Consider the following 25,808-nt stretch of genomic DNA (forward strand, 5'->3'; position numbering starts at 1 on the left):
GCTGTCAGCCGCGCCGACGCTAGGCGGGCACCAGGGCCTTCGATCGGTCGGTGGCCATGTGGATGGCGAAGGCGCCGAGGATCGTGCCGGTGACGTAGCGCTGGACGCGGAGCCAGAGGGGGCGGCTGCCCAGGAAGGCGGCCAGGGCCCCGGCCGAGATGGCGATCAGGCCGTTGACCGTGGTGGCGACCACGATCTGGACCGAGCCGAGCGCCAGGCTCTGCAGCAGTACGTGGCCCATCGAAGGGTCGATGAACTGCGGGAGCAGCGACAGGTACAGAATGGCGATCTTGGGGTTGAGCAGGCAGGTCAGCAGACCCATGCCGAACAGCTTGCGCGGGGGTTCGGGGGTGAGCGTGCGCGGCTGGAAGGCCGAGGTGCCGCCCGGCTTGACGGCGTTCCAGGCCAGCCAGAGCAGGTACCCGGCGCCGGCGAGCTTGAGTGCCGTGTAGGCGGCCGGTACGTACGCGAAGACCGCCGTCAGCCCCAGGCACGTCGCGGTCAGGTAGAGCGTGAAACCGAGGAAGACCCCGGTGAGGGAGATCAGGCCGGCCCGGCGGCCCTGGGAGATCGATCGTGAGATCAGATAGACCATGTTCGGCCCGGGCGTGAGAACCATGCCCAGCGACACCAGCGCGATTCCGATCAAGCCAGCCGTCATATCGGCAGATTAGCGGACATATCCGGTCGCGCGCATCCCAGTATGTCGCGCTGCGTATTTGACCCGTTGCTGGGGAGTAGGGAGGCATGCAGTTCGACGACGACGCGCAACTCGATCCGTCGCAGGTCGAGGACGTACGGGCCTCCGGTCCGCAGCCGGGCGGGGGCGGGATGCCGGGCGGGTGCATGCTGCCCATCGGCGGCCGAGGAGGCTGCGGCGGCTGCCTGCTGCTCATCCTGGCGGCGGCCGGGCTGTTCCTGTTCGGGGTCATCCCCTCGCCGTTCAGCGGCCAGGGAGGCGGGCCGCAGGGCGGCGGGCGGCAGCCGAGCGCCCCGGCCATACCCGCCCAGACCGGCAACCTGGCGGCGCGGTGCCGGACCGGCGCCGATGCCGAGCAGTCCGAGGACTGCCGCGTCGTCGGCACGGTCAACAGCATCCAGACGTACTGGCGGCAGGCGTTCCAGGAGCGCGGGCGCACGTACAAACCCGCCAGGACCGTGCTGTTCTCCAACGCGGTCAACACCGGCTGCGGCACGGCCGACGCCGCCGTGGGGCCGTTCTACTGCCCCGTCGATCGCAAGGTCTATCTCGACCTGTCGTTCTTCAACACGCTCCAGCGCGACTTCGGCGCCGAGGGCGGTCCGTTCGCGCAGGCGTACGTGGTCGCCCACGAGTACGGCCACCACGTCCAGAACCTGCTCGGCACCATGAACAGGGTCGGCCCCGACAGCAGGCCCGGCGCAGGCAGCCCGTCGGTGCGGCTGGAACTGCAGGCCGACTGCTACGCGGGCGTCTGGGCGCACAACGCGGTCAAGACCGGCTTCTTCCGGGAGCCGTTCTCCCAGACGGACATCGACCAGGCGCTCAGCGCGGCCGCGGCGGTCGGCGACGACAGCATCCAGCGCCGCACGCAGGGCCGGGTGACCCCCGACGCCTTCACCCACGGCACGTCGCGGCAGCGGGAGAGCTGGTTCAGCGTCGGGTACGACAGCGGGGACCCCAAGCGGTGCGACACGTTCTCCGGAGGTATTTGATACGGCTCTGTGGGGAAGCTGTCATGCGGGCGGCACCCCCAGAAGGGACGTCAGCATGGACTTCAGGGACGACGTCGAGCTCGACTCCTCGCAGGTGGAGGATGCCGGCGGCGGTTATTCGGGCGGTGGCGGCGGCGGCTTCCCCGGCGGCATGATCATCGGCGGTGGCGGCATCGTCGGCCTGATCGTGCTCGTGCTGGTCGTCGTGCTGAACAACGTGGGCGGTGGCGGCGGCGCCGAGCCCGCCCAGCGGCGGTCCCCGTCCAACCTGTCCGGGCAGTGCCGGACGGGCAAGGACGCCGACCAGTCGGAGCGGTGCCGGGTGGTGGGCGTGGTCAACAGCATCCAGGACTACTGGAAGCAGGAAATTTCGGGATATCGGGCGGCGAAGACCATCCTCTACTCCGGTCGCTTACGTACGAGCTGCGGCACGGCCAGCTCGGCGGTCGGCCCCTTCTACTGCCCCGGCGACCAGCGCGTCTACCTCGACCTGAGCTTCTTCGACCAGCTCCACACCCAGTTCGGCGCCAAGGGCGGCCCGTTCGCGCAGGCGTACGTGATCGCCCACGAGTACGGCCACCACGTGCAGGACCTGCTCGGCGCGCTCGACACGGGCGGCTCCTCCGTCTCCACCGAACTCCAGGCGGACTGCTACGCCGGCGTCTGGGCGCACAACGCGGTCAAGACGGGCTTCTACGAGAAGCCGTTCACCCGGACGGATATCTCCGAGGCCCTGGACGCCGCCGCGGCGGTCGGCGACGACAGAATCCAGCAACGCACCCAAGGCAGAATCGATCCTGAATCGTTCACGCACGGCAGCTCGAAGCAACGCGTCAACGCCTTCCAACGCGGCTACGAAAAGGGCACAGCCGACTCCTGCGAACCGGGCGACCTGCGCTGACGCTCCCGGACAACGCAAGGAATCGGATTCTCTCCTAAAATCGGGGGGGTGATCTTCAAGCTTGTCGGCGACGGACGCCCTTATCCCGACCACGGTCTCTCTAACCGAGAGTGGGCGCAGATCCCTCCACGGCAGGTCCGGCTCGACTCGTTGATCACCACGAAGGCCGTACTGGACCTGCATTCGCTGCTCGCCGCCGACTCCACCTTCTACGGCGACCTTTTCCCGCACGTGGTGCAGTGGCAGGGCGAGCTCTATCTGGAGGACGGTCTGCACCGCGCGTTGCGCGCGGCCCTGCACCAAAGATCGATCCTGCACGCCAGGGTCCTCGAGCTGCCCAACTGAGAAAGGAAAAAGGGAGCCGCGGGATTCGCGGCTCCCTTTTCGCATGCGCTCCATGAATGATGTTGGAAAGACTCGGGAGCGCCCCGCCGCATGACGAAGGGCCCCCGACCCGTAGGTCGGAGGCCCTTCTCGTGGCGGTGGTGGTGGGATTTGAACCCACGGATGAGTTGCCCCATCACACGCTTTCGAGGCGTGCGCCCTCGGCCACTAGGCGACACCACCGCGCATGAGCTTACCGGATCCGGCGAGTAGCGAAGAACCGCTTTAGTACCGACGAGCACTCGTCCGCCAACACTCCCATGACGACCTCGGGCCGATGGTTGAGCCGGCGGTCGCGTACGACGTCCCAGAGCGAGCCCACGGCCCCGCCCTTCTCGTCCACCGCGCCGTACACGATCCGGTCGACTCGGGCCAGTACAGCGGCGCCCGCGCACATCGTGCAGGGCTCCAGGGTCACGACGAGCGTGCAGCCGGTCAGCCGCCACTGCCCGCGCCGCACGGCGGCCTCCCGGAGCGCGAGAACCTCGGCGTGGGCCGTCGGGTCGGCGGAGGACTCGCGGTCGTTGCCCGCCGCGGACAGGACCTCGCCGAGCGGGTCGAGCACCACCGCGCCCACGGGGATCTCTCCCCTGGACCCCGCCGTGACGGCCTCCGCCAGCGCCAGGCGCATGGCCTCCTCGTACGTCACAGCGAGAGCCGGGTCACCGCAGCCGGTCGAGCTCGTCGGCGAAGGCCAGCCGCTCGGCGATCACCGACAGGATGTCGGCCGGCAGCATGCCCTCCTCCATGCTCAGCTCCAGCAGCTCCTCGGAGCTGAGCCCGAGGTCGCTCAGCAGCTCGTAGTCGCCGGCCGGGCGCACGCCGAGGCCGTTGGCCTCCTTGTCGGGCGCCACGCCGGCGAACTCGGCGAACAGCTCGCCGAGCGGGTCGGACAGGATCGCGTGCGCGTCCGACAGGAACACGCGCGGCTCCTCCTCGCCCCGGTAGCGGGCGATCGCGAACCACTCGTCCTCGACCTCGACGCAGAGCAGGGCCAGCTCGTCGCCGGAGAGGCTCAGCGTCTCCGTGACCGCGTCACCGAGGTCGTCGACGATCTCGGCCGCGCTCAGATCGATCTCGGCGCCGCTCCAGCCGTCCGAAGTCCTGACGAAAGCCGCAGAGAAGGTGTTGGACGCCATGTCCGAGCTCCAGGGGGTCAGCCGAAGACCGATTCGATGGCACGCTCGAACGGCTCGGAGAAGCCGAGCCGCGCGGCGATGCTGGACAGCACATCTTCGGGCAGCAAGTCGATGTCGCCGGAGAGGATGCCCAGCTCCATCTCGTCCAACCCGAGATCGGCGAAGATCGACAGATCTCCGGCGGGGAGCACGGTCTCCTCGTCCTGGAGGATCTCGTCGAGCTCCTCCTCGTCCGGCACCGGCACGTCGAGGTACTCGAGAACCTGGCGGGCCAGCGGGAAGTCCCAGGAGGCCGCGATGTCGGACAGGAACACGTCCACCCGCTCGCCCAGGACCCGCAAGGCTACGAAGAACTCGTCACCCACGGCGACCAGGCCGATCGTCCCGCTCTCGCTCGGCTGCTGACGCAGGGCATGGATCAACCCCTGCAGGTCGGACGTGAGCACGACCGGCAGGAGCTCGGCATCCCAGCACCCGTCCTCGCGATAGACCACGATGGCGAAGTCCAGAGCGTCATCTTCGTCTGCCATCGCCATCCCCACCCGACTTCTGACACGACAGGTATTACCAGCACCCAATCGTTCCAGACCCGCGCACGAGGCGTGTGCCTCTCGGACTAAATTGTGATCAAAACCCATGGCCTGAGGGACCGTCGGGGGTGGGCGCGGTCAGGGGAGCACCGCAGGTGGCGGGGGGTCCCCATGCACGTTCGCCAGCGGATAGCCTTGCCGCTTATGGAAACCCTCGTCGTCGACCATCCGCTCGTGGCCCACAAGCTCACCACGCTGCGCGATGTCCGCACCGACTCGCCGACCTTCCGCAGGCTCGCGGACGAGCTGGTGACGCTGCTCGCGTACGAGGCCACCCGCGACGTGCGGATCAACGACGTCACGGTCGAGACGCCCGTGGCCCCCGCCCACGGCGTGCGACTGGCCAAGCCGTACCCCCTGGTGGTGCCCATCCTGCGCGCCGGGCTCGGCATGCTCGACGGCATGACCAGGCTGCTGCCCACGGCCGAGGTCGGGTTCCTCGGCATGATCAGGAACGAGTCCACCCTCCAGGCCGAGACGTACGCCACGCGGCTGCCCGACGACCTGTCCGGGCGCCAGTGCTACGTCGTCGACCCGATGCTGGCCACCGGCGGCACGCTGGCGGCGGCCGTGCAGTTCCTGTTCGACAGGGGCGCGGTCGACGTCACGGCCATCTGCCTGCTGGCCGCCCCCGAGGGCCTGGCGTACATGGACAAGGTGTTCGCCAACTCGGGCAAGCCCATCCGCGTGGTGACCGCCGCGCTCGACGAGCGGCTCAACGAGAACGGCTACATCGTGCCCGGCCTCGGCGACGCGGGCGACCGCCTCTACGGCGTGGTCTGACGCCACGACGGCTGAAAAGCACCTTTCCCGTCACACGCAGTCATCTCTTCGTTACATACTGTTGTTTCGTGGGTACGAAGAGGCAGGAAGGCAACTTCCGCATGCGCGTGGGGGAGCACGATGAGCGATCACAGCGAGGCGGAGCCGGCTCCGTACGCGGAGGTGGAAACTGTGCTGTGCGACGAGTTCGCCGGCATCCACTCCGCGACCACCGTAACGCGCTGCGTTGAAGCTGCGCACTACGGCGCGCTGGAGGTCACCGGTTACGCCCATCCAAGCCTTGTAGAGCGCATCGCACGCAAGCACCTTCACGTCCTGGCCCTGGTGGCCAGCGAACGCGGCTGACAAGATCAAAACTATCCCGCGAAGGCATCTTTACCCGGGCATCCGGGTGGGTAATGTATAGGGCGGGTGGAGTGGGTAAGGGCACGGAGGCGACGGTGCAGGTCAAAAAAGTCCTCACATACGGTGGTATCGCATTTGTCGCGTACTACCTGTTCGCGCGACCATCTGACGCCGCGGACGCGGTGAGAGGAGCGTTCGACACGGTGTTCAACGCGGCCGACTCGCTGGCTCAATTTGTGAACAGCCTGTCATGAGACTTGTGACCCACGGGGACTCCGCCCCGTCGTCGGTCAACCGATACCTTCTCCCCCAAGAACAACAGTTCATCATGGTCCGGCGGCACCCTGCGATCTTGCTACGGCCGGTTGCCGAGGTGCTCGCCGGCCTGATCGTCGCGGGCTTGCTCAGCAAGTTCTTCGGAGGCAGCGATCAGGGTGGCACGGCGCTCGTCGTCGTGTGGTGGTTGTGGCTCCTGCTTCTGGTGCGTTTCGTGTGGAAAGTCGCGGAGTGGTCGGTCGATTACTTTGTGGTGACTTCGAAGCGCATGCTGCTGACAACGGGCTTGATCACCCGTAAGGTCGCGATGATGCCTTTGGGCAAGGTCACCGACATGAGCTTCCAAAGAAGTCTGCTTGGGCGCATGCTCGGTTACGGTGAGTTCATCCTCGAGTCAGCAGGTCAGGACCAGGCACTCTCGACGGTGGAGTACATTCCGTACCCCGAGACGCTGTACCTCGAGGTCTGCGGGATGCTTTTTCCCAGCAAGGACGAGAGCGACGATTAATCTCCTCGCGGGGAATTCTTCACTCGGGGATACCCGATTCGGCTACTTCATGCAATCATTGCGTGTTGTTGACCCTTCCCCGCCTTGAGAGATGAGATGCCGAGTCAGGGAACCATCGGTGACCGCGTCCGCGGACTGCGGCTGAACAGGCGGATGTCCCAGGCCCAACTGGCCGGACCCGACCTGTCTGACAGTTATGTCTCGCTCATTGAGTCGGGCAAGCGCACGCCGACTCCTGTCGTGGCCCGGCTGCTGGCCGAGCGGCTGGGGTGCACGACCGAGTTCCTCCTTCACGGGATCGAACCTCGGCAGCGCATCGACACGGAGCTCGGCCTGCGTCACGCCGAGCTCGAGCTGCAGCATGGCGACCCGTCCGTCGCCGCCGACCGCTTCACGGAGATCGTGAAGGCGGCCGACGAGGAAAACGCCATGCTGACCGCGCACGCCCGGTTCGGCAGGGCGCGCGCGCTCGAGGCCCAGGGTCGCCTCGGCCAGGCGGTGGAGGCGTTCGAGCGCCTGCGCAGGGAGGCCGCGGCTCACCCCGAGCGGCTGGCCGACCTCCCGCTCACGATCGCACTGAGCCGCTGCTACCAGCGGGCGGGCGACCGCCTGCGGGCCCGCGACCTGGCCACCGCCGCCCTCCAGCAGGCCGAGCGGCTGTCCATCACGCAGGGCGAGATCGCCGTCGACCTGGCAGCCGCTCTGGTCGAGGCGCGCAGCGAGCGCGAGAGCGAGTCCCGCGAGCTGGGATACGTCCAGCGGGTGCTGGCTCTGACCGGCGTTCCTCAAGTTGTGGACCGTTCCGGAGAGATCCAGGCGCTGTGGCACGCGAGCGCCGCCGCCGCTGCCGGCGAGGACTCGGCGCTGGCCGTGCGCCTCGCCGACGACGCCATCATGGCCGGCCGCCAGGCCCGGCTGTCGCTGCAGCTGGCCAGGACCGCCATGCACTGGTCCAGGCTGACCACGGTGCCGGCCGACGAGGCCGAGCGCCTCATCTCGGCCGCCGCCGAGGCGTTCGCCACGTTCCCCGGCACGGCGCGCGAGCACGGCGAGAGCCTCATCGTGCACGCGCGGGTCGTGCTGCGGACCGGCGCCTCGGCGCGGGCGAGCGAGCTGGCGAACACGGCTCTGAGCCTGTCGCACGACCGCGCCGGCACCACGCCCGCCGAGGCCCACCTCGTGCTGGCCACCGTCGCGTTCGACGAGGGGGGCGACGCCTCCGCGCACCTGCGCGACGCTCACCAGGCGCTCGACACGCTCGACCGGCCGGTGTTCGGCTCGGATCGGCAGGCCGCGCGCTGCTGGCGTGAGCTGGGCGACCTCTACGGCAGGGCCGGGTCCAGAACACAACAGACCGCCGCATATCGTAAGGCCCTCGAAGCCGCTGGAGTCCGTTCGGCCATGGCGGGGGTGACCGTCGACGCCACAGTTTCGCGCTGATCCTCCGGGAGCTCCAGATTTGGCGTTTTGAGTCTGGAATAATTAGGGTCTACCAGTCATTGACTCATAGGATGATTGGTTTCCCCGGAGGAGGCGGACTGTGAGTCTGCGTACGGCGCAGCGGGCTTCGCTCGTCGACCAGGTGATCGATCAGCTCAAGGAGCAGATCACCTCAGGGTCGTGGCCGATGAACGGCAAGATCCCGACCGAGACGGTGCTCGCCGAGCAGCTCGGGGTGGGTCGCAACACCGTTCGGGAGGCCGTACGCGCGCTCACGCACGCCGGGCTGCTCGAGTGCCGTCAGGGGGACGGCACTTACGTCCGCGCGACCAGCGAGCTGTCCGGCGCGATGCTGCGGCGGCTCAAGCAGGCCGAGCAGCTCGAGATCCTCGAGGTACGTCGTGCGCTTGAGGTCGAGTCCGCGCGCCTGGCCGCCACCCGGCGCACGGACGACGACATCAAGCGCATCGAGGCGGCCCTGGCCGAGCGCGACCGGGCCTGGGAGCTGGACGACCCCGACTACTTCGTCGAGGCCGACCTGGCCTTCCACATGGCCGTGGCGCACGCGACGCACAACCTGGTGCTGATCGACCTGTACGAGGACTTCTCGGCGGCTCTGCGCGCCAGCATCACGGCCGCGGGGACCTCGCTCGACAAGAGCTACATCCCGCACGACGCCATCGCCCGCGCCATCGCGGCCGGGGACGCTGCGGCGGCCGAGCGGGCGGGTCACGCCTGCATGGAACACATCCTCATCGCCCTCACCGAGTCCTGACCCCTCCCCCGGGGTGTGACAAAGGAGACAGCCGGCTCTGGAATGGCGCCCGATCGCTTCGGTGCTTTAGCGGAAGAGTGAAGCGAAAGGAAGAACGCCATGACCATCCTTGTCGCCTACGACGGCTCGGCCGACGCGCGGACCGCGATCGAGTTCGCGGCCAAGCATCTCGCCGCCGAGCCCACCGTCGTCGTCACAGTGTGGGAGCCGCTGCTCGTGCAGCTCAAGAAGTATCCGCTGGCCGCGGGCGCCCTCGACCAGAGCACCGAGGACGAGTCGCACGCGCAGGCGGAACAGCATGCCCGGGAGGGAGCCGAGCTGGCCATCGCGGCCGGGCTCTCGGATGTCACCTATCGGGCGGTGGCTGACAACGAGTCGATCTGGAAGACGATTGTCGATGTGGCGGATGAGGTGGATGCCTCGGTGATCGTCACGGGGTCGCGGGGGTTGGCGGGGGTGCGGTCGGTGTTGCTGGGCAGTGTGTCCAACCACGTGCTCCATCACGCGCACCGGCCGACGCTCATCGTCCCGCCGGCCAAGCCCGCCCGCTGAGAGAGCTCAGGACCTCAGTCGAAGCGCGCCACCGCACTTCGGCTGGGGTCCTTTTGCGTGAGGAGGACGGCCTCGGGGTCCCTCCAGGGGCCGGGCCCGACCGTGACGACGGCGAGGGGCAGCCCCGGGGTGGGGCGTCAGGAGGCCGTGGGGAGGGGCGTTTCCGTGAAGGTGGCGCAGCCGGGTGAGGGGGCGCAGGCCTGGGGTGGGGGGCAGAGGCGGGTGTCGATGCGGCGCGCGCCAGGCCCCTCGTCGCCGAGCCGGTCGTGGGGGTTGGCCACCGGGCACCGGTCGAGCGACAGGCAGCCGCACCCGATGCAGTCCGTGAGATCGTCGCGCAGCCGCTGAAGCTGCTCGATCCGGTCGTCCAGCTCCCCGCGCCAGGCGGCCGACAGCCGGGCCCAGTCGTCCCGGTTGGGCGTGCGCTCGTCCGGCAGCTCGGCCAGGGCGTCCTTGATGGTCTTCAGGGGGATGCCGATGCGCTGGGCCAGCCTGATGAACGCGACCCTGCGCAGGCTGTCGCGGGTGTACCGGCGCTGGTTGCCGGCCGTACGGCGACTCTTGATCAGGCCCTTGGTCTCGTAGAAGTGCAGGGCGGACACGGCGACCCCGCTGCGTTCGGCGAGCTCGCCGACGGTGAGCTCCTTGGTGTTCCAGGCGACCTTCGTCATACCTGGAGATTACTTGAGGGTTCGCTCGAACAGGGTCTCGAGGACCACGATCGTCTGCGTCCCCGTGACTCCGTCCACCCCGAACACCCGGCGCAGCACGTCCTGCAGCTCCACTGTCCCGGCCGTACGGACCTTGAGCAGCACCGACGCGGGACCCGCGATGACGTGCGCCTCCTCGACCTCCGGGATCGCCGCCAGACGGTCGGCGCTGTCGCCCATCCACGTGCTGCCGTCCACCAGCACGTACGCCGTCACCGCGCGCCCGAGCGCCGCCTGGTCCACCTCGATCGTCGTACGCCTGATCACCCCGCGCTCGCGGAGCTTGCGCACCCGCTCGTGCGCGGCCCCGCTGGACAGCCCCACCGCCTTGCCCAGCACCGCGTACGACCGCGTCGCGTCCTCCTGCAGCAGGCCGATCAGCATTCTGTCGATATCATCCACAACCGAATGCTATCCGGTGATATGCCAGCAGTGCCGAACAGCATATTGTGGACGGCATGACGGACACGATCCCCACTGAGTTCGAGGTGCTCGACGAGCGGTTCGCCGTGGTAGGCGGAGACGACTATGTCGAACGCCTCCACACCGGCACCCGCTGGGCGGAGGGCCCTGTTTACTTCCCGGCCGGCCGGTTCCTGGTCTGGAGCGACATCCCCAACGAGCGGATGCTGCGCTGGGACGAGATGACGGGCGCGGTCGGCCTGTTCCGCCAGCCGTCCGGTTACACCAACGGCAACACCCTCGACCGCGAGGGCCGGCTGATCTCCTGCGAACACGGCAACCGCCGCGTCACCCGCACCGAGCATGACGGCTCGATCACGGTCGTCGCCGACCGCTGGGAGGGCAGGCGGCTCAACAGCCCCAACGACGTCGTGGTCCGCTCCGACGGGTCGATCTGGTTCACCGACCCGCCGTACGGGATCCTCAGCAACTACGAGGGCTACGCCGCCGAGCAGGAGATCGACGGCTGTCACGTCTACCGCGCCGACCCGGTGACGGGCGAGGTCCGCGTCGTGGCCGACGACTTCGCCCGCCCCAACGGCCTGGCGTTCTCGCTCGACGAGAGCCGGCTCTACGTCGCCGACACGCGAATGAAGCACCTGCGCGTGTTCGAGGTGCGCGAGGACGGCACGCTGGCCGGTGGCAAGGTCTTCGCCGAGGGGACGGAGCAGGACATCTTCGACGGCCTGCGGCTCGACGACACGGGCCGCGTCTGGGCCGCGGCAGGCAGGGCGCTGCTCTGCTACGACCCGGACGGCACGCTGATCGGTCGGCTGAAGCTGCCGGAGCCCACGGCCAACCTGGTGTTCGGCGGGCTCAAGCGCAACCGGATGTTCATCACGGCCTCGTCCTCGCTCTACTCCCTGATGACCAACGTCACCGGCGCGCGCCCGGTCTGGGCCGGGCGCTAGCCTCACTCCCACCTGAACAGCCGCACGGCCAGCCCGCTGAAGATCAGCAGCGCGGCGCCCACCACCACGAGGTGCGCGGTCTGCGGCGCGTGGCCCGCCCAGGTGTCCCTGAGCGCCTGGGCGAACGGGCCCGCGACGGAGTAGTCGCTGACCGTCCGCAGTGCGTCCGGCATGAGGTCGCGCGGCACCCACATGCCCCCAAGGAACATCAGCGGGAACATCACCGCGGACCCGATCCCCGGCGCGACCTTCGCGTTGGGCGCCAGCGCGGCGATCACCAGCCCGATGGCCTGCAACGCGGCGCTGCCGAGCAGGAAGACCAGGATGAATCCCACCCACTGCCGCGGCGCCGCCGACCCGAACACCAGCGAGCCCGTCACGATCAGCAGGGCCGTGGTGACCGCTCCGACCACCAGGTTGATCAGGAGCTGCACCCCCAGCAGCCGTGCCGGGTGCACGGGCGTGGTGGACATCCGCCTGAGCACCCCTTGCTCGCGGTACCCGGTCAGCACCGCGGGCACCACGCTGCAGGCCAGGGTCAGCAGCGAGAGCAGCGTCATCAGGCTCGGCATCTGCGTGTCCACTGCCCGCTCCCCCGACGCCCCGGGCTGGGTCATGTCCGGGATGCTGAGGCCCAGCACCAGCAGGAGCGCGACCGGCAGCCCGACCGTGAAGAGCAGGAACGGCCATTCGCGCAGGTGCAGCTTGGTCTCCACGAGGAGCAGCTTCATGACAGCTTCCTTCCGGTGAGTGCGAGGAACGCGTCGTCGAGCGTGGTCTGCTCGATCCGCAGGTCTCCTGGGACGACCCCGTGCTGGGCCAGGGCGAGCGTGACGGCCGGCGCGAGGTTGCCCGTACCGCTCACCACGAGTTGTTCGCCGCTCCTCGTGACCTCGCGTACCTCCGGCAGGGCCCGGAGCAAGGCGTCGTCGACCGGAGCCGACGGCCGGAACCTCAGCCGCTGCTCCCCGCCCACCTGCGCGATGAGCCCGGCAGGCGTGTCCGTGGCCGCCACCTTGCCCGCGTCGATGAGCGCGAGCCGGTCGCAGAGGCGCTCGGCCTCCTCCATGAAGTGGGTGACCAGCACGATCGTCACGCCGGAGTCGCGTACCTGCTCGACCAGCTCCCAGGTGTCCCTGCGGGCCTGCGGGTCGAGCCCGGTGGTCAGCTCGTCCAGCACCGCCACGCGCGGCCTGCCGACCAGCGCCAGCGCGACCGAGAGCCGCTGGCGCTGCCCGCCGGAGAGTTTCTTGAACGCCGTGTCGCGCTTGCCGCCGAGGCCGACCCGTTCGAGCAGCTCGGACCAGTCGGCGGGGTCCGGGTAGAAGGAGGCGTACAGGTCCATGGCCTCCCACACCTTGATCTTCTCGGGCAGCGCCGCGCTCTGCAGCTGCATGCCCAGCACATGCCGCAGCTCGCCCCTGTTGAGCTGCGGGTCCAGCCCGGCCACCCGTACGGTGCCGCCGTCGGGCACGCGCAGGCCGGCCACGCACTCGACCGTGGTGGTCTTGCCCGCGCCGTTCGGGCCGAGGATGCCGAAGATCTCACCCTCCGCCACCTCGAACGACACGTCGTCGACCGCCAGGTGGTCCGGGTACTGCTTGCGCAAGTTCCTGACTTCGATGACCTTCATGCAGACGACGCTAGGAACACGGCCTTCGCCGGGGAATCCGGCTGGATGTCGGGCAAGGGTGTACCTAGGTGCAATGGTCCGGTCGCGCCCGTTGGACCAGACTGGAGGCATGCTGCTCCGAAGGTTCGGTCAGGCCGCGGCGCTGGTCGCGCTCCTCCTCGTCGAGGTGCCGGCGATCGTGCTCAGCCTCACCATGCTGGTGCTGTCGTTCGGGGTGGGCATGGTGTTCCTGTATTCGCCCCAGGTCCAGCTGGTCAGGAGGCTGGCCGAGCTCAACCGGCGGCTGATGCGGAGCTGGACCGACGTCCACATCGAGTCCCCGTACCTGCCCAAGCCCCCGCCGCCGGAGCCGCAGGCGGACGGCCTCTACCGCTCCGACCGGACCCTCTACAAGACGCCGCGGATCCCCGCGTGGAACAACCGGTGGAAGTGGCTGATCTCCGACCCGGCGACCTGGCGCGACATGATCTGGCTGGCGCTCGAACCGGTGGTGAAGGCGGCGCTGCTGCCGGTGTTCGTCACGCTCCCCGAGCGTGGCATGCGGATCTACGCCCTCTGGAGCGACCTGATACTCCGCGCGACCGTCGCCAGCCGCCTGGCGAGCCAGGTGAGCCACCTCAAGCGGACGCGTAACCTGGCCGCCGACTCGCAGGCGGCCGAGATGCGCCGGATCGAGCGGGACCTGCACGACGGCACGCAGGCCCGGCTGGTGGCGATCGGCATGACGCTGGGCGCGGTCGAGCAGCTCGTCGACGACGATCCCGCGGCGGCCAAGGCGCTGCTGTCGAAGGCCCGGGACGCCTCCTCCGAGACGCTGACCGAGCTGCGCCGGGTCATCCGCGGCATCCACCCTCCGGTGCTGGCCGAGCGCGGGCTGGCCGACGCCGTACGCGCGCTGGCCATGGACAGCCCCTTGCAGGTCACGGTGGACGTCGACCTGCCGCACCGGCCGGAGGCGCCGGTGGAGGCGGCGGTGTACTTCGCGGTCAGCGAGCTGCTCTCCAACGCCGCCCGGCACGGCGACGCTCAGGCGGCGACGGTGGACCTCAGCACCGACGGCCCCAACCTGCGCGTCACGGTCACCGACGACGGCCTGGGCGGCGCCGACCCGGCCAAGGGCAGCGGCCTGTCCGGGATCGAGCGGCGGCTGGCCGCCTTCGACGGGCTGCTCGCCCTGAACAGCCCGCCTGGCGGCCCCACCACCGTGGCGATGGAGCTGCCCCGGGTGCTGCCCGAGCACTGGGCGGGCAGCCTGCCCCGGCTGCCGCGCTGGAAGGCGGCCGTCGTCGTGTTCCTCTGGGCCACGGCCTGGTGCCCGACCTTCCCTCAGGGCATCGTGGCCGGCGTCATGAAGACGATCGGCGTCGAGGAGAAGAGCTGGTTCCTCGCCCTGTACCTGCCCGGGCCCTGGCAGTGGCCGGTCATCCTCGGCATGATCACCCTGGGCCTGTGCATGCACATCCTGGCCATCTGGATACCCTCCAACCACAACCGCGACCTCTGGCTCGCGCGTGCCACGCCGATCAAACCCTGGTGCTGATGAAGAACCGCGTACTCGTCGCCGAGGACCTCTACCTGCTCAGAGACGGGCTGGTGCACCTGCTCCAGGCCCACGGCTTCTCGGTCGTGGCGGCCGTGGAGAGCGGGCCCGAGCTGCTGCGGGGCCTGCTGGAGCTGCGGCCCGACGTCTCGATCGTGGACGTGCGGCTGCCGCCCACGTTCACGGACGAGGGGCTGCAGGCGGCGCTCGCGGCCAGGAAGCAGGTGCCCGGGCTGCCCGTCCTCGTGCTGTCCCAGCACGTCGAGCAGCTCTACGCGCGCGAGCTGCTGGCCGACGGCTCGGGCGCGATCGGCTATCTGCTCAAGGACCGGGTCTTCAACGCCGAGCAGTTCATCGACGCCGTACGCAGGGTCGCCGAGGGCGGCACGGCCATGGACCCCGAGGTCATCGCCAAGCTGCTGGCCAGCAACGCCAGGCACGAACCGCTGGCCGCGCTCACGCCGCGCGAGCGGGAGGTGCTGGAGGCCATGGCGGAAGGGCGCTCCAACACGGCCATCTGCCAGCGGCTCTATCTGAGCGAGAGCGCCGTGGCCAAGCACACGGCCTCCATTTTCGCCAAGCTGGGGCTCGCGCCGTCGGACGACGACAACCGCCGCGTACTGGCCGTACTCGCCTATCTCAACAGCCGCTAGGAACCCTCCACCTGGGGTTGGCCATCCGGAGACTGCCCCGACTTGTCGGTCGCACCGGCTATTTTCATAAGGGCATGGCGACGAAGGGGTGGTAGCAGGTGAAAATCCGGGTTAACCGCGATGTTCTGGCAGATGCGGTGGCGTGGGCTGCCCGAGTCCTGCCCTCCCGCCCCGTGGTGCCCGTCCTGTCCGGGCTGCTGCTGGAGGCGGGCGACGAGCTGGTCCTGTCCGCGTTCGACTACGACGTCTCGGCCAGGGCCTCGGTCGACGCCGACGTGGCCGAGACGGGCAGCGTGCTGATCCCCGGTCGGCTGCTGGCCGAGATCAGCAGGAGCCTGCCAGCCGACGACGTGGAGATCGTCACCGAGGGCGCCGAGGCGGTGCTGACCTGCGGGAGCGCGGAGTTCGGGCTGATCACGATGCCGGTCGAGGACTTCCCGACCATGCCCACGATGCCGCCGAGCATCGGCGCCGTCGGCGGCGGCGTGTTCGCCTCGGCGGTCGGCCAGGTCGCACCCGCCGCCAGCCGCGACGACACGCTGCCCATGCTCACCGGCATCAGGGTCGACATCGAGGGCGAGTCCGTGGCCATGGCGGCCACCGACCGCTACCGCATCGCCGCCCGCGACTTCGCCTGGCGCCCGGCCGGCCCCGATCTCGCGGTCTCGGCCATGGTCCCGGCGAAGGTGCTGGTCGAGGTGGCCAAGTCGCTGCGCGGTGGCGAGGTGTCGATCGCGATGGGCGACGGGGTGGCGGGGTTCGAGAGCGTCGGGCGGAGCACGACTGTGCGGCTGCTCGACGAGCAGTTCATCGACTATCGCGCCCGGCTGACCTCCGACTGGTCGATCAGGGCCGACGTGGCGGTGGCGCCGTTCGTCAACGCCATCAAGCGGGTCGCCCTGGTGGCCGAGCGCAACACCGCGATCCGGCTGTCGTTCAGCCAGGGGCAGGTGCTCATCCAGGCGGGCGGCGGCGACATCGGGCGCGGCGCTGAGGTGGTCGACTGCGAGCTGCGCGGCGACGACATCCAGATCGCCTTCCAGTCGCAGTTCCTGCTCGACGGGCTGACCGGGATCGAGAGCGAGCTGGCCCGCATCAACATGGAGTCGCCGACCAGGCCCGCCCTGATCCAGGACGTGCCCGGCGACGCCGAGCCCGCCTTCCGCTACCTCGTCATGTCACTCCGCCAGGGCTGAGCCGCCGGTCTGGCGCTCGGCGACCAGCTTGAACACCCTCTTGAACTCCGTGTACGCCTCCTCGCCCACGGCCTCGGCGTGCTCCGCCTCCATGGCGGCGAGGATGGCGTCCGACTTGACCATGTGATCGCGCCCCTTCTCGGTGGGCACGATCAGCTTGGCCCGCCGGTCGGCCGGGTCCGGCTGGCGCTCCACGTAGCCCAGCTCGACCAGCTCGTCCACCAGCGTGCCGATCACCTGCTTGTGCTGGCCCGACTGCGCGGCCAGGTCCGTGGCCCTGCTGCCCTCGTCATCCAGGTACGCGAGCACCGCCCCGTGCCGGGGCCTGAGCCCGGGATGCCCCTGCCTGCCCAGCGTCTCGAACAGCTGCCGCTGCAGGCTGAAAAGAGTCCTGCTGGACAGGATGCCGAGATCGGGCTCTTCCTGCTTGCGCCGGCTCCTGCGCACGGTCACGTCCTCCATTTAGTCATTAATCTTGATTGTCACTAAATATTACTATATCGTCGACGGCATGAGCATCTTGATCACGGGTGCCAACGGCACCGTTTCCAGCGCTGTCCTCCGCTCCCTGTCCGGCACCCTGTCCGGCATAGGGGACGTGCGGGTCCTCGTGCGTGACGCGGCCAAGGCGCCGTCGGGGGTGGAGGTCACGGTCGGCGATCTGGACGACCCCGCCACGCTCGACCGGGCCTTCCACGGCGTGGACACGTTGTGGCTGCTGACCGCCATGGGCCCGCAGGCGCCGCACGCGAGCATGAACGCCGTCTGGGCCGCCCGGCAAGCCGGGGTGAGCCACGTCGTCCGCATGTCGGCCATCGGCGCGGCCCACGACGCGCCGACCCGCAACGGCCGCCTGCACGCCCTGTCGGACGTCGAGCTCGCGGCCTCTGGCCTCGACTGGACCGTCATCCGCCCGGCCTTCTTCATGCAGAACCTTTTCGGCTCGGTCAACGGCGACACCTTGTACGGCGGGCTCGGCGAGGGGCGGCTCGGCATGATCGACGTACGCGACATCGGCGACTTCGCCGCCACGGTCCTGCGCGCTCCCGCACAGCACAAGGGCAGCACCTACACTCTCACGGGCCCGGCCGCCGTCTCACTGCGGGACGTGGCCGCCGTGCTGGACGAGGTGTACGGCACTCCGATCGCCTATCAGTCGATGGCGCCGGACGACGTCCAACGGTCGATGGTGGACGCCGGGCTGTCCCCGTGGATCGCGGCGGTCACCAGGGAGTACCTGACGGCGTACTCGGCGGGGTGGGGTGACTACACGACGCCGGACTTCGAGAAGGTGATGGGCCGCCCGGCCCGGTCGTTCGCCGACTTCGCCCGCGCCCACGCCGCCGAGCTCCGCCCCTGACCGTCACTCCGGGAGCAGGGCCGGGCCTCCGTGGTCGCGCAGCCGGCGCAGGAACGTCAGGTTGTAGGGTCCGGGGAACTTGATTTGTTACCAGGGTGTTCGACCGGTGAGAAGATCGAGGGTGCTCCGAATAGCGAAAGCCGTACTCGCAAGATTGCCGGAACCGCTGCACGCACTTGCGCTGAAGCATCGTGAACTGCTGAAGTTCGCGGTGGTGGGTGGAACAACGTTCTTAGTGGACAACGCGGTGTTCTACGGGCTGAAGCTGACCATTTTGGAACCGAAGCCGGTAACCGCGAAGATCATCGCGGTGCTCGTGGCGACGATCGTGTCCTACGTGTTGAACCGCGAATGGTCGTTCCGGACCAGGGGCGGCCGCGAGCGCCGTCACGAGGCGGCGCTGTTCTTCCTGGTCAGTGGCGTCGGTCTGGTGCTCAGCTCCGCGCCGCTATGGATCTCCCGGTACGTGTTCCACCTGGAGACCCCGGAGGTGAGCCTGGTGACCCAGGAGATCGCCGACTTCATGAGCGCGCAGATCATCGGCACGCTGATCGCCATGGTCTTCCGCTTCTGGGCGCTCCGAAAGTGGGTCTTCCCCGACGAGAAGGGCCAGTCCGGCAGCGTACGACTGGCTCCCGCTCCCGATTCCACGGACGAGGCGGCTTGACGGCAGCGAATCCAGAAGCCGTTTCGGCGATTGGACTGCTTCATGCCGCTGCTGCGCCCGTCAGTGCTGCGCCATGTCCACGAACCGGCTGTAGTGGCCCTGGAACGCCACCGTCACCGTCGCCGTGGGGCCGTTACGGTGCTTGGCCACGATCAGGTCCGCCTCACCCGCCCGCGGCGACTCCCGCTCGTAAGCATCCTCCCGATGCAGCAGGATGACCATGTCGGCGTCCTGCTCGATGGACCCGGACTCACGCAGGTCGCTCACCGCGGGGCGCTTGTCCGTGCGCTGCTCCGGGCCACGGTTGAGCTGGGAGATCGCGATGACCGGCACCTCCAGCTCCTTGGCCAGCAGCTTGATCGCACGGGAGATCTCCGAGACCTCGTTCTGCCGGCTCTCGGTCTTCTTCGGCGAGCTCATCAGCTGGAGGTAGTCGATGACCACGAACCGCAGGTCGTTACGCTGCTTGAGCCGCCGGCACTTGGCCCGGATCTCCATCATCGACATGTTGGGCGAGTCGTCGATGAACAGCGGCGCCTCCGCCACCTCGCTCATCCGCCGGGCCAGGCGCGTCCAGTCGTCGTCGCCCATCATGCCCGAGCGCATGGCATGGAGGGCGACCCGGGCCTCGGCGGACAGCAGACGCATGGTGATCTCGTTGCGCGACATCTCCAGCGAGAAGATGACCGTGGTCATCCCATGCTTGATAGCCGCAGAACGGGCGAAATCCAGACCTAGCGTACTTTTACCGATGGCAGGCCGGGCGGCCACAACGATCATCTGGCCCGGGTGGAGGCCGTTGGTGAGCTGGTCGAGGTCCTGGAAGCCGGTCGGCACGCCGACCATCTGGCCGCCGCGGCTGCCGATGGCCTCCAGCTCGTCGAGGGCGCCGGGCATGATGTCGGCCAGGGGCGCGTAGTCCTCCGAGGTGCGGCGTTCGGTGACCTTGTAGATCTCCGCCTGGGCGCGGTCGACGAGGTCGTCGACCTCTTCGTTCTGCCCGCCGTAGCCGAAGGAGACGATGCGGGTGCCGGCCTCGATGAGGCGGCGCAGGATGGCCTGCTCCCTGACGATCTTGGCGTAGTAGCCCGCGTTGGCCGCGGTGGGGACGACGGCCGTGAGGGTGTGGAGGTAGGCGGCCCCGCCCACCCGGGCCATCTCGCCGCGCTTCTGCAGCTCGTCGAAGACGGTGACCGCGTCGGCGGGCTCGCCCCTTCCGTAGAGGTCGGTGATGACCTCGTAGACCATCTGATGGGCGGGCCGGTAGAAGTCGTCGGACCGCAGGATCTCGACGACGTCGGCGATGGCGTCCTTGGACAGCAGCATGCCGCCCAGGACGGACTGCTCCGCCTCGATGTTGTTCGGGGGGGTGCGCTCGAAACCAGGGCCTGCGCCCGTCTCGTCGTCAATACTCACCGCGCCCCCTCGAACACTTGCAGGCGGTCGCACCACCCCCACTTGTAGCCGACCGGTCTGACAGTTTCTCGGAGTCGCGAGCCGACGGCAACGCGACCTGTGGACAACCCTGTGGCCAAGCTGTGCACTACCGTGCCCAAGGTGTGAAAGGCCTGTGGACAGTTGCTGTGGATAACTCTCTCGGATATCCACCGAATGGCCTCTGACCTGGGCGAACGGTATCCACCGGCTGTGGAGAAAAGAAAGTTTCGCCGACACGCCGTGTAATGGCCATAATGGACAAATGCTCATTACCCCCAGGGATCGGGAGATACTCCGCTTAGCCGTACCGGCGTTCGGCGCGCTGGTGGCCGAGCCGCTCTTCCTCCTCGCCGACTACGCCATCGTGGGTCACGGGCTGGGCACCACGGCGGTGGGGGCGCTGGGGGTGGCGGGCACGGTTCTCGCGACCCTGGTGAACCTGTGCGTCTTCCTCGCGTACGGCACCACGGCCTCCGTGGCGCGTCAGACGGGCGCCGGGAACCACGCGCGGGCCATGCGCAGCGGTGTGGACGGGATCTGGCTGGCCCTGGCCATCGGCGCGCTCCTGATCGCCGTGTGCTGGCCGCTGGCCCCCGCCATCGTGGAGCTGTTCGGGGCGGGCGAGGGGCAGGGCGCGCAGGCCGTGACGTACCTGCGGATCAGCCTGCTCGGCGCGCCCGGCATGCTGGTCGTGCTGGCCGGGACGGGGGTGCTGCGCGGCCTGCAGGACACCGTCACGCCGCTGGCCGTCGCCATCGGCTCGTTCGTGCTGAACGCGGTCCTGAACGCCTGGTTCGTGCTGGGGCTGGGGTGGGGCATCGCCGGGTCGGCCTGGGGCACGGTGATCGCGCAGACGCTGGGCGCGGCCGTCTACCTCGCCGTCGTGGCGCGGGGCGCGCGGCGGCTGGGGACGCCGCTCACGCCCGGTCTTGCGGGGGTCAAGGAGGCGGGCACGGCCGGGTTCGCGCTGCTCGTCCGTACCCTCTGCCTGCGGGTGGTGCTGCTCGCGGCCACCGTGATCGCCACCAGGATGGGCGAGGCGGAGCTGGCCGCGTACGCCATCGCCACCCAGGTGTGGACGCTGCTGGCGTTCGCGCTGGACGCCATCGCCATCGCCGGGCAGGCCATCACGGGACGCTCGCTCGGCGCCGGAGACGTCGTGTCCACCAGGGCCGCGACCAGGCGGATGGTGCAGTGGGGCGGCTGGTCGGGCGTGCTGCTCGGCCTGCTGGTCGTGGCCGCCAGGCCGCTGCTGCCCGGGCTGTTCGACACGGACCCGCAGGTCACCGACCTGCTGCTGGCGCTGATGTGGCCGGTGGCGGCGTTCCAGCCGGTGTGCGGGGTCGTGTTCGTGCTCGACGGCGTGCTGATCGGCGCGGGCGACCAGCGCTACCTGGCGTGGGCGGGGGTGTGGACGACGCTGGCGTACCTCCCCGCCGCCCTCCTCGCCTCCGGCTTCGGGGTCGTCGCCCTCTGGTGCGCGCTCGGGGTGTGGATGCTCGCCCGCCTGGTCAGCCTCGTACGCCGGGCCGCCGGCACCGCCTGGCTGGTGACCGGAGCGTAGGCGCTCTTACTTTGGGCACAGGCCCCGCTACCTGCAGTGATCTGCGGAAACACTGTGACCGTCCTGTGCTTGCTGTTGTCCGAGTGGTGAGACATTGTGGGCGCGTTCCCTGAGCGGGGTGTTCCTTGTCCACGATTCTGCGGCGACTGCCACCCACCGAGGCGACCGGACTACGCACGGGCGCCCGCCACAGCCTGGCCGAGCTGTACCGCCCGGCCGACCTGGTGGTGCTCGGACTCGGTGTGATCATCGGCGCCGGCATCTTCTCCATCGCCGGGCGGCAGGCGGCCACCACGGCGGGTCCCGGCGTCATCCTGTCCTTCATGATCGCGGGCATCGCCTGCCTGCTCGCCTGCCTGTGCTACGCCGAGCTGTCGTCCACGATGCCGACCTCGGGCAGCGCCTACACCTTCACATACGTCATCTTCGGCGAGGTCTGGGCGTGGATCATCGGCTGGGCGCTGATCCTGGAGCTGCAGTTCGCCGCCGCCGTCGTGGCCAGGGCGTGGGCCGCGATCACGGTCGGGGCGATCGCCAACTTCGGGGTACGCGTGCCGCACCAGGAACTCGTCGGCGACGTCCTCGTGTTCGTGATCCTGGTGCTGCTCACCGGCGTGGTGGCGCTCGGCGCGCGGATCGGGCTGCGGGCCCTGTGGATCATGGTGGCGGCGAAGCTGCTGGCCATCGGGGCGGTCATCGTCGTGGGCCTGCCCCACATCGACGTGCGGAACTTCGGCGAGTTCCACGTGCCGTCCAAGATCCTGCAGAAGCCGCCCACGACCGTGCTGGAGATCCTGTTCGGCCAGAGCCACGCGTTCGGCTGGTTCGGGATCTTCGCGGCGGCCTCGGCCATCGCGTTCGCGTACATCGGGTTCGACATCGTGGCCACCTCCGCCGAGGAGACCGTGAACGCTCCGGCCGCCGTGCCCAAGGGCATGATCCGCAGCCTGATCATCGCCACCGTCCTCTACATCGCGGTGGCCCTGGTCATGGTGGGCATGGTCCCGTACACGAAGATCTCCGAGGACGCGCCGCTGACCGGGGCGTTCCGGGCGGTCGGCGTGGACTGGATGGTGCACGTCATCGACGTGGGCGCGGTGCTCGGTCTGACGACGGTGATCCTGGTGCTGATCGTGGGGCAGACGCGGGTGCTGTTCTCGATGGCCCGCGACGGGCTGATCCCCCGCGGCCTGGCCACGGTCAGCCGGAAATATCACACTCCGACCCGGGTGACGCTGGTGATCGGGGTCGTGGCGATCGTGCTGGCCGAGTTCGTGCCGGTGCTCACGATGCAGGAGCTCGTGGTGATCGGGACGCTGTTCGCGTTCGCGTTCGTGGCGGCCGGGGTGATCGTGATGCGGCGGCGCATGCCGTACCTGGAGCGGGGGTTCAGGGTGCCGCTCTCGCCGCTGCTGCCGGGGCTGTCGCTGGTGGCCACGCTCTGGCTGATGGTGAACCTGCAGCTGCTCACCTGGGCGTGGTTCGCCCTGTGGATGGCCTTCGGCCTGCTGGTCTACCTCGTGTACGGCCGCCGCCACAGCCTGCTGGCCCGCCCGCACACCCCGATCGAGCCGGCCCGCGGCCGCCACCGCCGCTAGAGCCGGCCCGCCACCGCACCCCCGATCGGGTCAGTATGCGGACACCGCCGCCGCTAGAGTCGGCCCGACTCCAGGACGCTGCGCAGGAACTCCCTGGTGCGGGGGTTCTCCGGCTCGGTGAAGATCTGCTCGGCGGGGCCCTTCTCCAGGAGCACGCCACCGTCGAGGAAGCACACCGTGTCCGAAATATCGCGACAAAAGCTCATTTCGTGAGTCGTGAGGATCATCGTCATGCCCGACTCCTTGAGCTCCTTGATGACCCCCAGCACCTCCAGCACCAGCTCGGGGTCGAGCGCCGAGGTGACCTCGTCCAGCAGCATCAGCCTGGGCTGCGTGGCCAGCGCCCTGATGATGGCCACCCGCTGCTGCTGCCCGCCCGAGAGCTGGTCGGGGTAGGCCCGCGCCTTGTCCGCCAGCCCGAACCTGGCCAGCAGGCCGTGCGCCTGCTCCTCGGCCTCCCCCTTGGCCACCTTGTGCACCTGGCGCGGCGCGAGCGTGACGTTGTCCAGCACGGTCATGTGCGGGAACAGGTTGAACGCCTGGAACACGATGCCGAGCCTCTTGCGCACGTCGTCCACGTTCACGCGCGGGTCGGTGATGTCCTCGCCGTCGAGGAGGATCACGCCGTCGTCCACGGTCTCCAGCAGGTTGACGCAGCGCAGGAGCGTGGACTTGCCCGAGCCGGAGGCCCCGATGAGGCTCACCACCTCATGCGGGCGCACCTCGAGGTCGATGCCGCGCAGCACGCTGTGGTCGCGGAAGTTCTTCCACACCCCGTCAATAGTGAGAAGGCTCATGCGCCACGCCTCCTGCGCGTGCGGGCCGCCAGGTGGTCGGTGAACCTCGCCAAGGGGATGGTCAGCAGGATGAACAGCAGCGCCGCCGCCAGGTAGGCCGTGTAGTTGAACGTGCTGGCCGCGTGGATCTGCGCCTGCCTGAGCGCCTCCAGCGGCCCGATGGTCGCCACGAGCGCGGTGTCCTTCTGCAGCGAGACGAAGTCGTTCAGGAGCGGCGGCACGACCCTGCGGGTGGCCTGCGGCAGCACCACGAACCGCATGGTCTTGAAGTGGCTCAGCCCCAGCGAGCGGGCCGCCGCGACCTGGCTCGGGTGGATGGAGTCGATGCCCGAGCGGAACACCTCGGCCACGTATGCGCCGTACGAGAGCGTCAACGCGATGATGCCCAGTGTCACCAGGTCGGTCGGAATGCCCTGCAGCCGGAGCGCGGGCAGCCCGAACCCGGTCAGGTAGATCACCAGGATCGTCGGCACACCGCGGAAGACGTCGGTGTAGAGCGTGGCCAGCGCCCGGATCGGGAAGAACGCGGGCTTCCTGATCCCCCTGGCCAGCGCCACCAGCATCCCGACGACCAGGATCAGCGGCTCGGCGATCAGGAAGATCTTGATGTTGAGCAGGAAGCCCTTCAGCACGTCGGGCAGCGCCTTGACGAGCTCGTCGGGGTTGAAGAACTTGTCCTGCACCGTGGGCCAGCCGGGTGAGTTCGTGACGATCCAGGCGACCAGCACGATGAAGACGATCGTCGAAACCGTCGCGAGCGACGCCGAGCGGCGGGCGTGCGACCGGCGCACCCGCTCCCGCTCGACCTGCCGCTCCGACTTGACCCACGCGCCCGCCGCACCCGTCCCGGACCCGCCGAACTCGCCCGCGGCCTGACCGACTCGGCCGAACTCGCCCGCCGCCGGCTTGCCAGGTCCACCGGGCTCGCCCACCGCCGCCTTGCCGGGTTCGCCGGATTTGCCCGCCGCGCCCTTGCCGGGTTCGTCGAACTCGCTCATCGCAGCTCTGGCGCGCCCGCCGCCGAGCCGAGCCACGCCTGCTCGATCTTGGCCAGCTCGCCCTTAGACTTCAGCGCCTCAACGGCCTTGTCGACGCACGGCTTGAGCGCGCTGCCCTTCTCCATGACCAGCCCGAACTCCTCGGGCGTGCCACCCGTCGAGCTGAACTGCCCCACGATCTTGGACTTCTCGACCTGCGCGGCCGTCACGTAGAACGCCGTCGGCAGGTCCACGACCAGCGCGTCCACCTGCTTGTTCTTCAGCGCGTTGACGGCGTCGATCTGCTCGTTGTAGACGTTGGGGTCGTCGGCGGGCTTGATGACGTTCTTCACCGCGTCGAGCGAGGTCGTGCCCACCTGTACGCCGATCTTCGCGCTCTGCAGCTCGGCCAGGCTCTTCGCCCCGGCGAACTTGCTCCCGTCGATCGCCACGATGGCCTGCTTGACGGTGTAGTAGCCCTTGCTGAAGTCGACCGCCTTGGCCCGGTCGGGCGTGATGGACACCTGGTTGACGTCGAAGTCGAACTGCTTGACGCCAGGGGCGAACGCCGAGTCGAACTTGATCGTGCTCCACTGCACCTCGGTGCGGTCGAAGCCGAGCTCCCCCGCCACTGCGAAGGCCACCGCGCTCTCGAAGCCCTGCCCGTTGCTCGGGTCGTCGTCCTTGAACCAGGGCTCGAAGGCGGGCTTGTCGGTGCCGATGGTCAGCTTGCCCGCGTTGACCAGCTTGAGCTGGTCCTTGGTGCACGCGGTGGACGTTGACGCGATCGGGCTCGCCGAGCTCGACGTGTTGTCGACCGGCGCGCAGCCGACGAGCGCCACGGCCAGCGCGAGCAGCATAAGGGGACGGGCCATGGCAGCCTCCAGGGGGAACATGCGAAAGAACGAACGCATT

Annotated in this window: 31 protein-coding genes and 1 tRNA gene; 18 read left to right on the forward strand and 14 right to left on the reverse strand. The window is 69.0% G+C overall.

The window, feature by feature from the left end:
• Positions 1-19: 19 nt before the first annotated feature.
• Entirely contained in the window at positions 20-649 is a 630-nt protein-coding gene (locus tag AB0L65_RS30325; RefSeq protein WP_364251881.1) for a LysE family translocator, read from the reverse strand.
• A gap of 98 nt (positions 650-747) precedes the next feature.
• Here AB0L65_RS30325 and AB0L65_RS30330 point away from each other — a divergent pair, with 98 nt between their 5' ends.
• Genes AB0L65_RS30330 through AB0L65_RS30340 form a run of 3 tightly spaced genes read left to right on the forward strand, consistent with a single transcriptional unit; the run spans position 748 to position 2,941 of the window.
• Positions 748-1,695, forward strand: a complete 948-nt coding sequence (locus AB0L65_RS30330) for a neutral zinc metallopeptidase (RefSeq protein WP_364251884.1) — start codon at positions 748-750, stop codon at positions 1,693-1,695.
• A 55-nt stretch (positions 1,696-1,750) separates the two neighbouring features.
• Positions 1,751-2,596: a neutral zinc metallopeptidase gene (locus tag AB0L65_RS30335; protein ID WP_364251887.1), complete on the forward strand. Its 846-nt coding sequence runs from the start codon at positions 1,751-1,753 to the stop codon at positions 2,594-2,596.
• Positions 2,597-2,644: 48 nt separating this feature from the next.
• A complete protein-coding gene (locus AB0L65_RS30340; RefSeq protein ID WP_185069514.1) occupies positions 2,645-2,941 on the forward strand; it encodes a type II toxin-antitoxin system VapB family antitoxin in 297 nt (98 codons plus the stop codon).
• Positions 2,942-3,073: 132 nt separating this feature from the next.
• On the opposite strand, the gene AB0L65_RS30345 is transcribed toward AB0L65_RS30340, so the two are convergent.
• The 4 genes from AB0L65_RS30345 to AB0L65_RS30360 all read right to left on the reverse strand — a co-directional run bounded on the left by AB0L65_RS30345 (position 3,074) and on the right by AB0L65_RS30360 (position 4,655).
• A tRNA-Ser gene (locus tag AB0L65_RS30345) sits at positions 3,074-3,163 on the reverse strand.
• A 10-nt stretch (positions 3,164-3,173) separates the two neighbouring features.
• Positions 3,174-3,611, reverse strand: coding sequence for a tRNA adenosine(34) deaminase TadA (gene tadA, locus AB0L65_RS30350; RefSeq protein WP_364252213.1), 438 nt, complete (start codon positions 3,609-3,611; stop codon positions 3,174-3,176).
• 31 nt (positions 3,612-3,642) lie between these two features.
• Entirely contained in the window at positions 3,643-4,119 is a 477-nt protein-coding gene (locus tag AB0L65_RS30355; protein ID WP_364251890.1) for a tRNA adenosine deaminase-associated protein, read from the reverse strand.
• A gap of 17 nt (positions 4,120-4,136) precedes the next feature.
• Positions 4,137-4,655 carry a tRNA adenosine deaminase-associated protein gene (locus AB0L65_RS30360; RefSeq protein WP_355192944.1) on the reverse strand — a complete coding sequence of 173 codons (519 nt, stop codon included), beginning with the start codon at positions 4,653-4,655 and terminating at the stop codon, positions 4,137-4,139.
• 198 nt (positions 4,656-4,853) lie between these two features.
• Between AB0L65_RS30360 and upp the strand changes: the two genes are divergently transcribed.
• The 7 genes from upp to AB0L65_RS30395 all read left to right on the forward strand — a co-directional run bounded on the left by upp (position 4,854) and on the right by AB0L65_RS30395 (position 9,388).
• Positions 4,854-5,492 carry a uracil phosphoribosyltransferase gene (upp, locus tag AB0L65_RS30365; protein WP_350724129.1) on the forward strand — a complete coding sequence of 213 codons (639 nt, stop codon included), beginning with the start codon at positions 4,854-4,856 and terminating at the stop codon, positions 5,490-5,492.
• A 120-nt stretch (positions 5,493-5,612) separates the two neighbouring features.
• Complete coding sequence (locus AB0L65_RS30370) at positions 5,613-5,837, forward strand: hypothetical protein (RefSeq protein ID WP_192788986.1); 225 nt, start codon at positions 5,613-5,615, stop codon at positions 5,835-5,837.
• Positions 5,838-5,908: 71 nt separating this feature from the next.
• Positions 5,909-6,091, forward strand: a complete 183-nt coding sequence (locus tag AB0L65_RS30375) for a hypothetical protein (RefSeq protein ID WP_192794450.1) — start codon at positions 5,909-5,911, stop codon at positions 6,089-6,091.
• A complete protein-coding gene (locus AB0L65_RS30380) occupies positions 6,088-6,621 on the forward strand; it encodes a PH domain-containing protein (RefSeq protein ID WP_192788987.1) in 534 nt (177 codons plus the stop codon). Before AB0L65_RS30375 ends, AB0L65_RS30380 begins: the two co-directional genes overlap by 4 nt.
• A gap of 96 nt (positions 6,622-6,717) precedes the next feature.
• Positions 6,718-8,061, forward strand: a complete 1,344-nt coding sequence (locus AB0L65_RS30385) for a helix-turn-helix transcriptional regulator (protein WP_364251893.1) — start codon at positions 6,718-6,720, stop codon at positions 8,059-8,061.
• 100 nt (positions 8,062-8,161) lie between these two features.
• A complete protein-coding gene (locus AB0L65_RS30390) occupies positions 8,162-8,836 on the forward strand; it encodes a FadR/GntR family transcriptional regulator (protein ID WP_350724133.1) in 675 nt (224 codons plus the stop codon).
• 99 nt (positions 8,837-8,935) lie between these two features.
• The gene (locus AB0L65_RS30395; protein WP_364251896.1) at positions 8,936-9,388 is read left to right on the forward strand and encodes a universal stress protein; all 453 of its coding nucleotides are present in this window, start codon (positions 8,936-8,938) and stop codon (positions 9,386-9,388) included.
• Positions 9,389-9,525: 137 nt separating this feature from the next.
• On the opposite strand, the gene soxR is transcribed toward AB0L65_RS30395, so the two are convergent.
• Together soxR and AB0L65_RS30405 are read right to left on the reverse strand one after the other, a co-directional pair.
• On the reverse strand, positions 9,526-10,059 hold the full coding sequence (gene soxR / locus AB0L65_RS30400; RefSeq protein WP_364251899.1) for a redox-sensitive transcriptional activator SoxR: 534 nt from the start codon (positions 10,057-10,059) through the stop codon (positions 9,526-9,528).
• A 9-nt stretch (positions 10,060-10,068) separates the two neighbouring features.
• Positions 10,069-10,500, reverse strand: a complete 432-nt coding sequence (locus AB0L65_RS30405) for an Lrp/AsnC family transcriptional regulator (RefSeq protein ID WP_364251902.1) — start codon at positions 10,498-10,500, stop codon at positions 10,069-10,071.
• A gap of 56 nt (positions 10,501-10,556) precedes the next feature.
• On the opposite strand from AB0L65_RS30405, the gene AB0L65_RS30410 reads away from it, so the two are divergent.
• Positions 10,557-11,471, forward strand: coding sequence for an SMP-30/gluconolactonase/LRE family protein (locus tag AB0L65_RS30410; protein ID WP_364251905.1), 915 nt, complete (start codon positions 10,557-10,559; stop codon positions 11,469-11,471).
• A 2-nt stretch (positions 11,472-11,473) separates the two neighbouring features.
• On the opposite strand, the gene AB0L65_RS30415 is transcribed toward AB0L65_RS30410, so the two are convergent.
• Positions 11,474-12,202, reverse strand: coding sequence for an ABC transporter permease (locus tag AB0L65_RS30415; protein ID WP_364251908.1), 729 nt, complete (start codon positions 12,200-12,202; stop codon positions 11,474-11,476).
• Positions 12,199-13,104 (reverse strand): ABC transporter ATP-binding protein, encoded by a 906-nt coding sequence (locus AB0L65_RS30420; RefSeq protein ID WP_364251911.1) that lies wholly within the window; start codon positions 13,102-13,104, stop codon positions 12,199-12,201. Before AB0L65_RS30420 ends, AB0L65_RS30415 begins: the two co-directional genes overlap by 4 nt.
• Positions 13,105-13,213: 109 nt before the next feature.
• Between AB0L65_RS30420 and AB0L65_RS30425 the strand changes: the two genes are divergently transcribed.
• The 3 genes from AB0L65_RS30425 (at position 13,214) to dnaN (ending at position 16,493) form a co-directional block, all read left to right on the forward strand.
• Entirely contained in the window at positions 13,214-14,644 is a 1,431-nt protein-coding gene (locus AB0L65_RS30425; protein WP_364251914.1) for a histidine kinase, read from the forward strand.
• Positions 14,644-15,297 (forward strand): response regulator transcription factor, encoded by a 654-nt coding sequence (locus AB0L65_RS30430; protein ID WP_350724149.1) that lies wholly within the window; start codon positions 14,644-14,646, stop codon positions 15,295-15,297. The genes AB0L65_RS30425 and AB0L65_RS30430 overlap by 1 nt, the downstream gene beginning before the upstream one ends.
• Positions 15,298-15,395: 98 nt before the next feature.
• On the forward strand, positions 15,396-16,493 hold the full coding sequence (gene dnaN, locus AB0L65_RS30435; protein ID WP_364251917.1) for a DNA polymerase III subunit beta: 1,098 nt from the start codon (positions 15,396-15,398) through the stop codon (positions 16,491-16,493).
• Here the strand turns inward: dnaN and AB0L65_RS30440 are convergent.
• Entirely contained in the window at positions 16,476-16,955 is a 480-nt protein-coding gene (locus AB0L65_RS30440; RefSeq protein WP_364251920.1) for a MarR family winged helix-turn-helix transcriptional regulator, read from the reverse strand. The two genes, dnaN and AB0L65_RS30440, sit on opposite strands and share 18 nt — an antisense overlap.
• A 49-nt stretch (positions 16,956-17,004) precedes the next feature.
• Between AB0L65_RS30440 and AB0L65_RS30445 the strand changes: the two genes are divergently transcribed.
• Both AB0L65_RS30445 and AB0L65_RS30450 read left to right on the forward strand, forming a co-directional pair.
• The gene (locus tag AB0L65_RS30445; RefSeq protein WP_364251922.1) at positions 17,005-17,853 is read left to right on the forward strand and encodes an SDR family oxidoreductase; all 849 of its coding nucleotides are present in this window, start codon (positions 17,005-17,007) and stop codon (positions 17,851-17,853) included.
• A gap of 154 nt (positions 17,854-18,007) precedes the next feature.
• Complete coding sequence (locus tag AB0L65_RS30450; protein ID WP_364251924.1) at positions 18,008-18,520, forward strand: GtrA family protein; 513 nt, start codon at positions 18,008-18,010, stop codon at positions 18,518-18,520.
• Between the two features lie 60 nt (positions 18,521-18,580).
• Here AB0L65_RS30450 and dnaB read toward each other — a convergent pair whose 3' ends face one another.
• Positions 18,581-19,936, reverse strand: a complete 1,356-nt coding sequence (dnaB, locus tag AB0L65_RS30455; RefSeq protein WP_350724159.1) for a replicative DNA helicase — start codon at positions 19,934-19,936, stop codon at positions 18,581-18,583.
• A 283-nt stretch (positions 19,937-20,219) separates the two neighbouring features.
• Between dnaB and AB0L65_RS30460 the strand changes: the two genes are divergently transcribed.
• Positions 20,220-21,521, forward strand: a complete 1,302-nt coding sequence (locus AB0L65_RS30460) for an MATE family efflux transporter (protein ID WP_364251927.1) — start codon at positions 20,220-20,222, stop codon at positions 21,519-21,521.
• A 125-nt stretch (positions 21,522-21,646) separates the two neighbouring features.
• On the forward strand, positions 21,647-23,119 hold the full coding sequence (locus tag AB0L65_RS30465) for an amino acid permease (protein ID WP_364251930.1): 1,473 nt from the start codon (positions 21,647-21,649) through the stop codon (positions 23,117-23,119).
• Positions 23,120-23,172: 53 nt separating this feature from the next.
• Here AB0L65_RS30465 and AB0L65_RS30470 read toward each other — a convergent pair whose 3' ends face one another.
• From AB0L65_RS30470 to AB0L65_RS30480, 3 genes are read right to left on the reverse strand one after another with little or no spacing between them, the layout of a single operon-like run.
• On the reverse strand, positions 23,173-23,916 hold the full coding sequence (locus AB0L65_RS30470; protein ID WP_364251933.1) for an amino acid ABC transporter ATP-binding protein: 744 nt from the start codon (positions 23,914-23,916) through the stop codon (positions 23,173-23,175).
• Complete coding sequence (locus AB0L65_RS30475; RefSeq protein WP_364251936.1) at positions 23,913-24,914, reverse strand: amino acid ABC transporter permease; 1,002 nt, start codon at positions 24,912-24,914, stop codon at positions 23,913-23,915. The genes AB0L65_RS30470 and AB0L65_RS30475 overlap by 4 nt, the downstream gene beginning before the upstream one ends.
• Positions 24,911-25,768 (reverse strand): ABC transporter substrate-binding protein, encoded by an 858-nt coding sequence (locus AB0L65_RS30480; RefSeq protein WP_350724169.1) that lies wholly within the window; start codon positions 25,766-25,768, stop codon positions 24,911-24,913. Before AB0L65_RS30480 ends, AB0L65_RS30475 begins: the two co-directional genes overlap by 4 nt.
• Positions 25,769-25,808 lie beyond the last annotated feature (40 nt).

This window comes from Nonomuraea sp. NPDC052116, from assembly GCF_040680035.1.
Classification (GTDB): domain Bacteria; phylum Actinomycetota; class Actinomycetes; order Streptosporangiales; family Streptosporangiaceae; genus Nonomuraea; species Nonomuraea angiospora_A.

Bases quoted from the DNA above. Each gene is read 5' to 3' on its own strand.
- AB0L65_RS30440 (WP_364251920.1), bottom strand. From the start codon at position 16,955: ATGGAGGACGTGACCGTGCGCAGGAGCCGGCGCAAGCAGGAAGAGCCC.
- AB0L65_RS30355 (WP_364251890.1), bottom strand. From the start codon at position 4,119: ATGGCGTCCAACACCTTCTCTGCGGCTTTCGTCAGGACTTCGGACGGC.
- soxR (WP_364251899.1), bottom strand. From the start codon at position 10,059: ATGACGAAGGTCGCCTGGAACACCAAGGAGCTCACCGTCGGCGAGCTC.
- upp (WP_350724129.1), top strand. From the start codon at position 4,854: ATGGAAACCCTCGTCGTCGACCATCCGCTCGTGGCCCACAAGCTCACC.
- AB0L65_RS30380 (WP_192788987.1), top strand. From the start codon at position 6,088: ATGAGACTTGTGACCCACGGGGACTCCGCCCCGTCGTCGGTCAACCGA.
- AB0L65_RS30385 (WP_364251893.1), top strand. From the start codon at position 6,718: ATGCCGAGTCAGGGAACCATCGGTGACCGCGTCCGCGGACTGCGGCTG.
- AB0L65_RS30460 (WP_364251927.1), top strand. From the start codon at position 20,220: ATGCTCATTACCCCCAGGGATCGGGAGATACTCCGCTTAGCCGTACCG.
- AB0L65_RS30470 (WP_364251933.1), bottom strand. From the start codon at position 23,916: ATGAGCCTTCTCACTATTGACGGGGTGTGGAAGAACTTCCGCGACCAC.
- AB0L65_RS30425 (WP_364251914.1), top strand. From the start codon at position 13,214: ATGCTGCTCCGAAGGTTCGGTCAGGCCGCGGCGCTGGTCGCGCTCCTC.
- AB0L65_RS30395 (WP_364251896.1), top strand. From the start codon at position 8,936: ATGACCATCCTTGTCGCCTACGACGGCTCGGCCGACGCGCGGACCGCG.
- tadA (WP_364252213.1), bottom strand. From the start codon at position 3,611: ATGCGCCTGGCGCTGGCGGAGGCCGTCACGGCGGGGTCCAGGGGAGAG.
- AB0L65_RS30445 (WP_364251922.1), top strand. From the start codon at position 17,005: ATGAGCATCTTGATCACGGGTGCCAACGGCACCGTTTCCAGCGCTGTC.
- AB0L65_RS30360 (WP_355192944.1), bottom strand. From the start codon at position 4,655: ATGGCGATGGCAGACGAAGATGACGCTCTGGACTTCGCCATCGTGGTC.
- AB0L65_RS30475 (WP_364251936.1), bottom strand. From the start codon at position 24,914: ATGAGCGAGTTCGACGAACCCGGCAAGGGCGCGGCGGGCAAATCCGGC.
- AB0L65_RS30415 (WP_364251908.1), bottom strand. From the start codon at position 12,202: ATGAAGCTGCTCCTCGTGGAGACCAAGCTGCACCTGCGCGAATGGCCG.
- AB0L65_RS30430 (WP_350724149.1), top strand. From the start codon at position 14,644: ATGAAGAACCGCGTACTCGTCGCCGAGGACCTCTACCTGCTCAGAGAC.
- AB0L65_RS30330 (WP_364251884.1), top strand. From the start codon at position 748: ATGCAGTTCGACGACGACGCGCAACTCGATCCGTCGCAGGTCGAGGAC.
- AB0L65_RS30335 (WP_364251887.1), top strand. From the start codon at position 1,751: ATGGACTTCAGGGACGACGTCGAGCTCGACTCCTCGCAGGTGGAGGAT.
- AB0L65_RS30480 (WP_350724169.1), bottom strand. From the start codon at position 25,768: ATGGCCCGTCCCCTTATGCTGCTCGCGCTGGCCGTGGCGCTCGTCGGC.
- AB0L65_RS30370 (WP_192788986.1), top strand. From the start codon at position 5,613: ATGAGCGATCACAGCGAGGCGGAGCCGGCTCCGTACGCGGAGGTGGAA.
- AB0L65_RS30420 (WP_364251911.1), bottom strand. From the start codon at position 13,104: ATGAAGGTCATCGAAGTCAGGAACTTGCGCAAGCAGTACCCGGACCAC.
- AB0L65_RS30410 (WP_364251905.1), top strand. From the start codon at position 10,557: ATGACGGACACGATCCCCACTGAGTTCGAGGTGCTCGACGAGCGGTTC.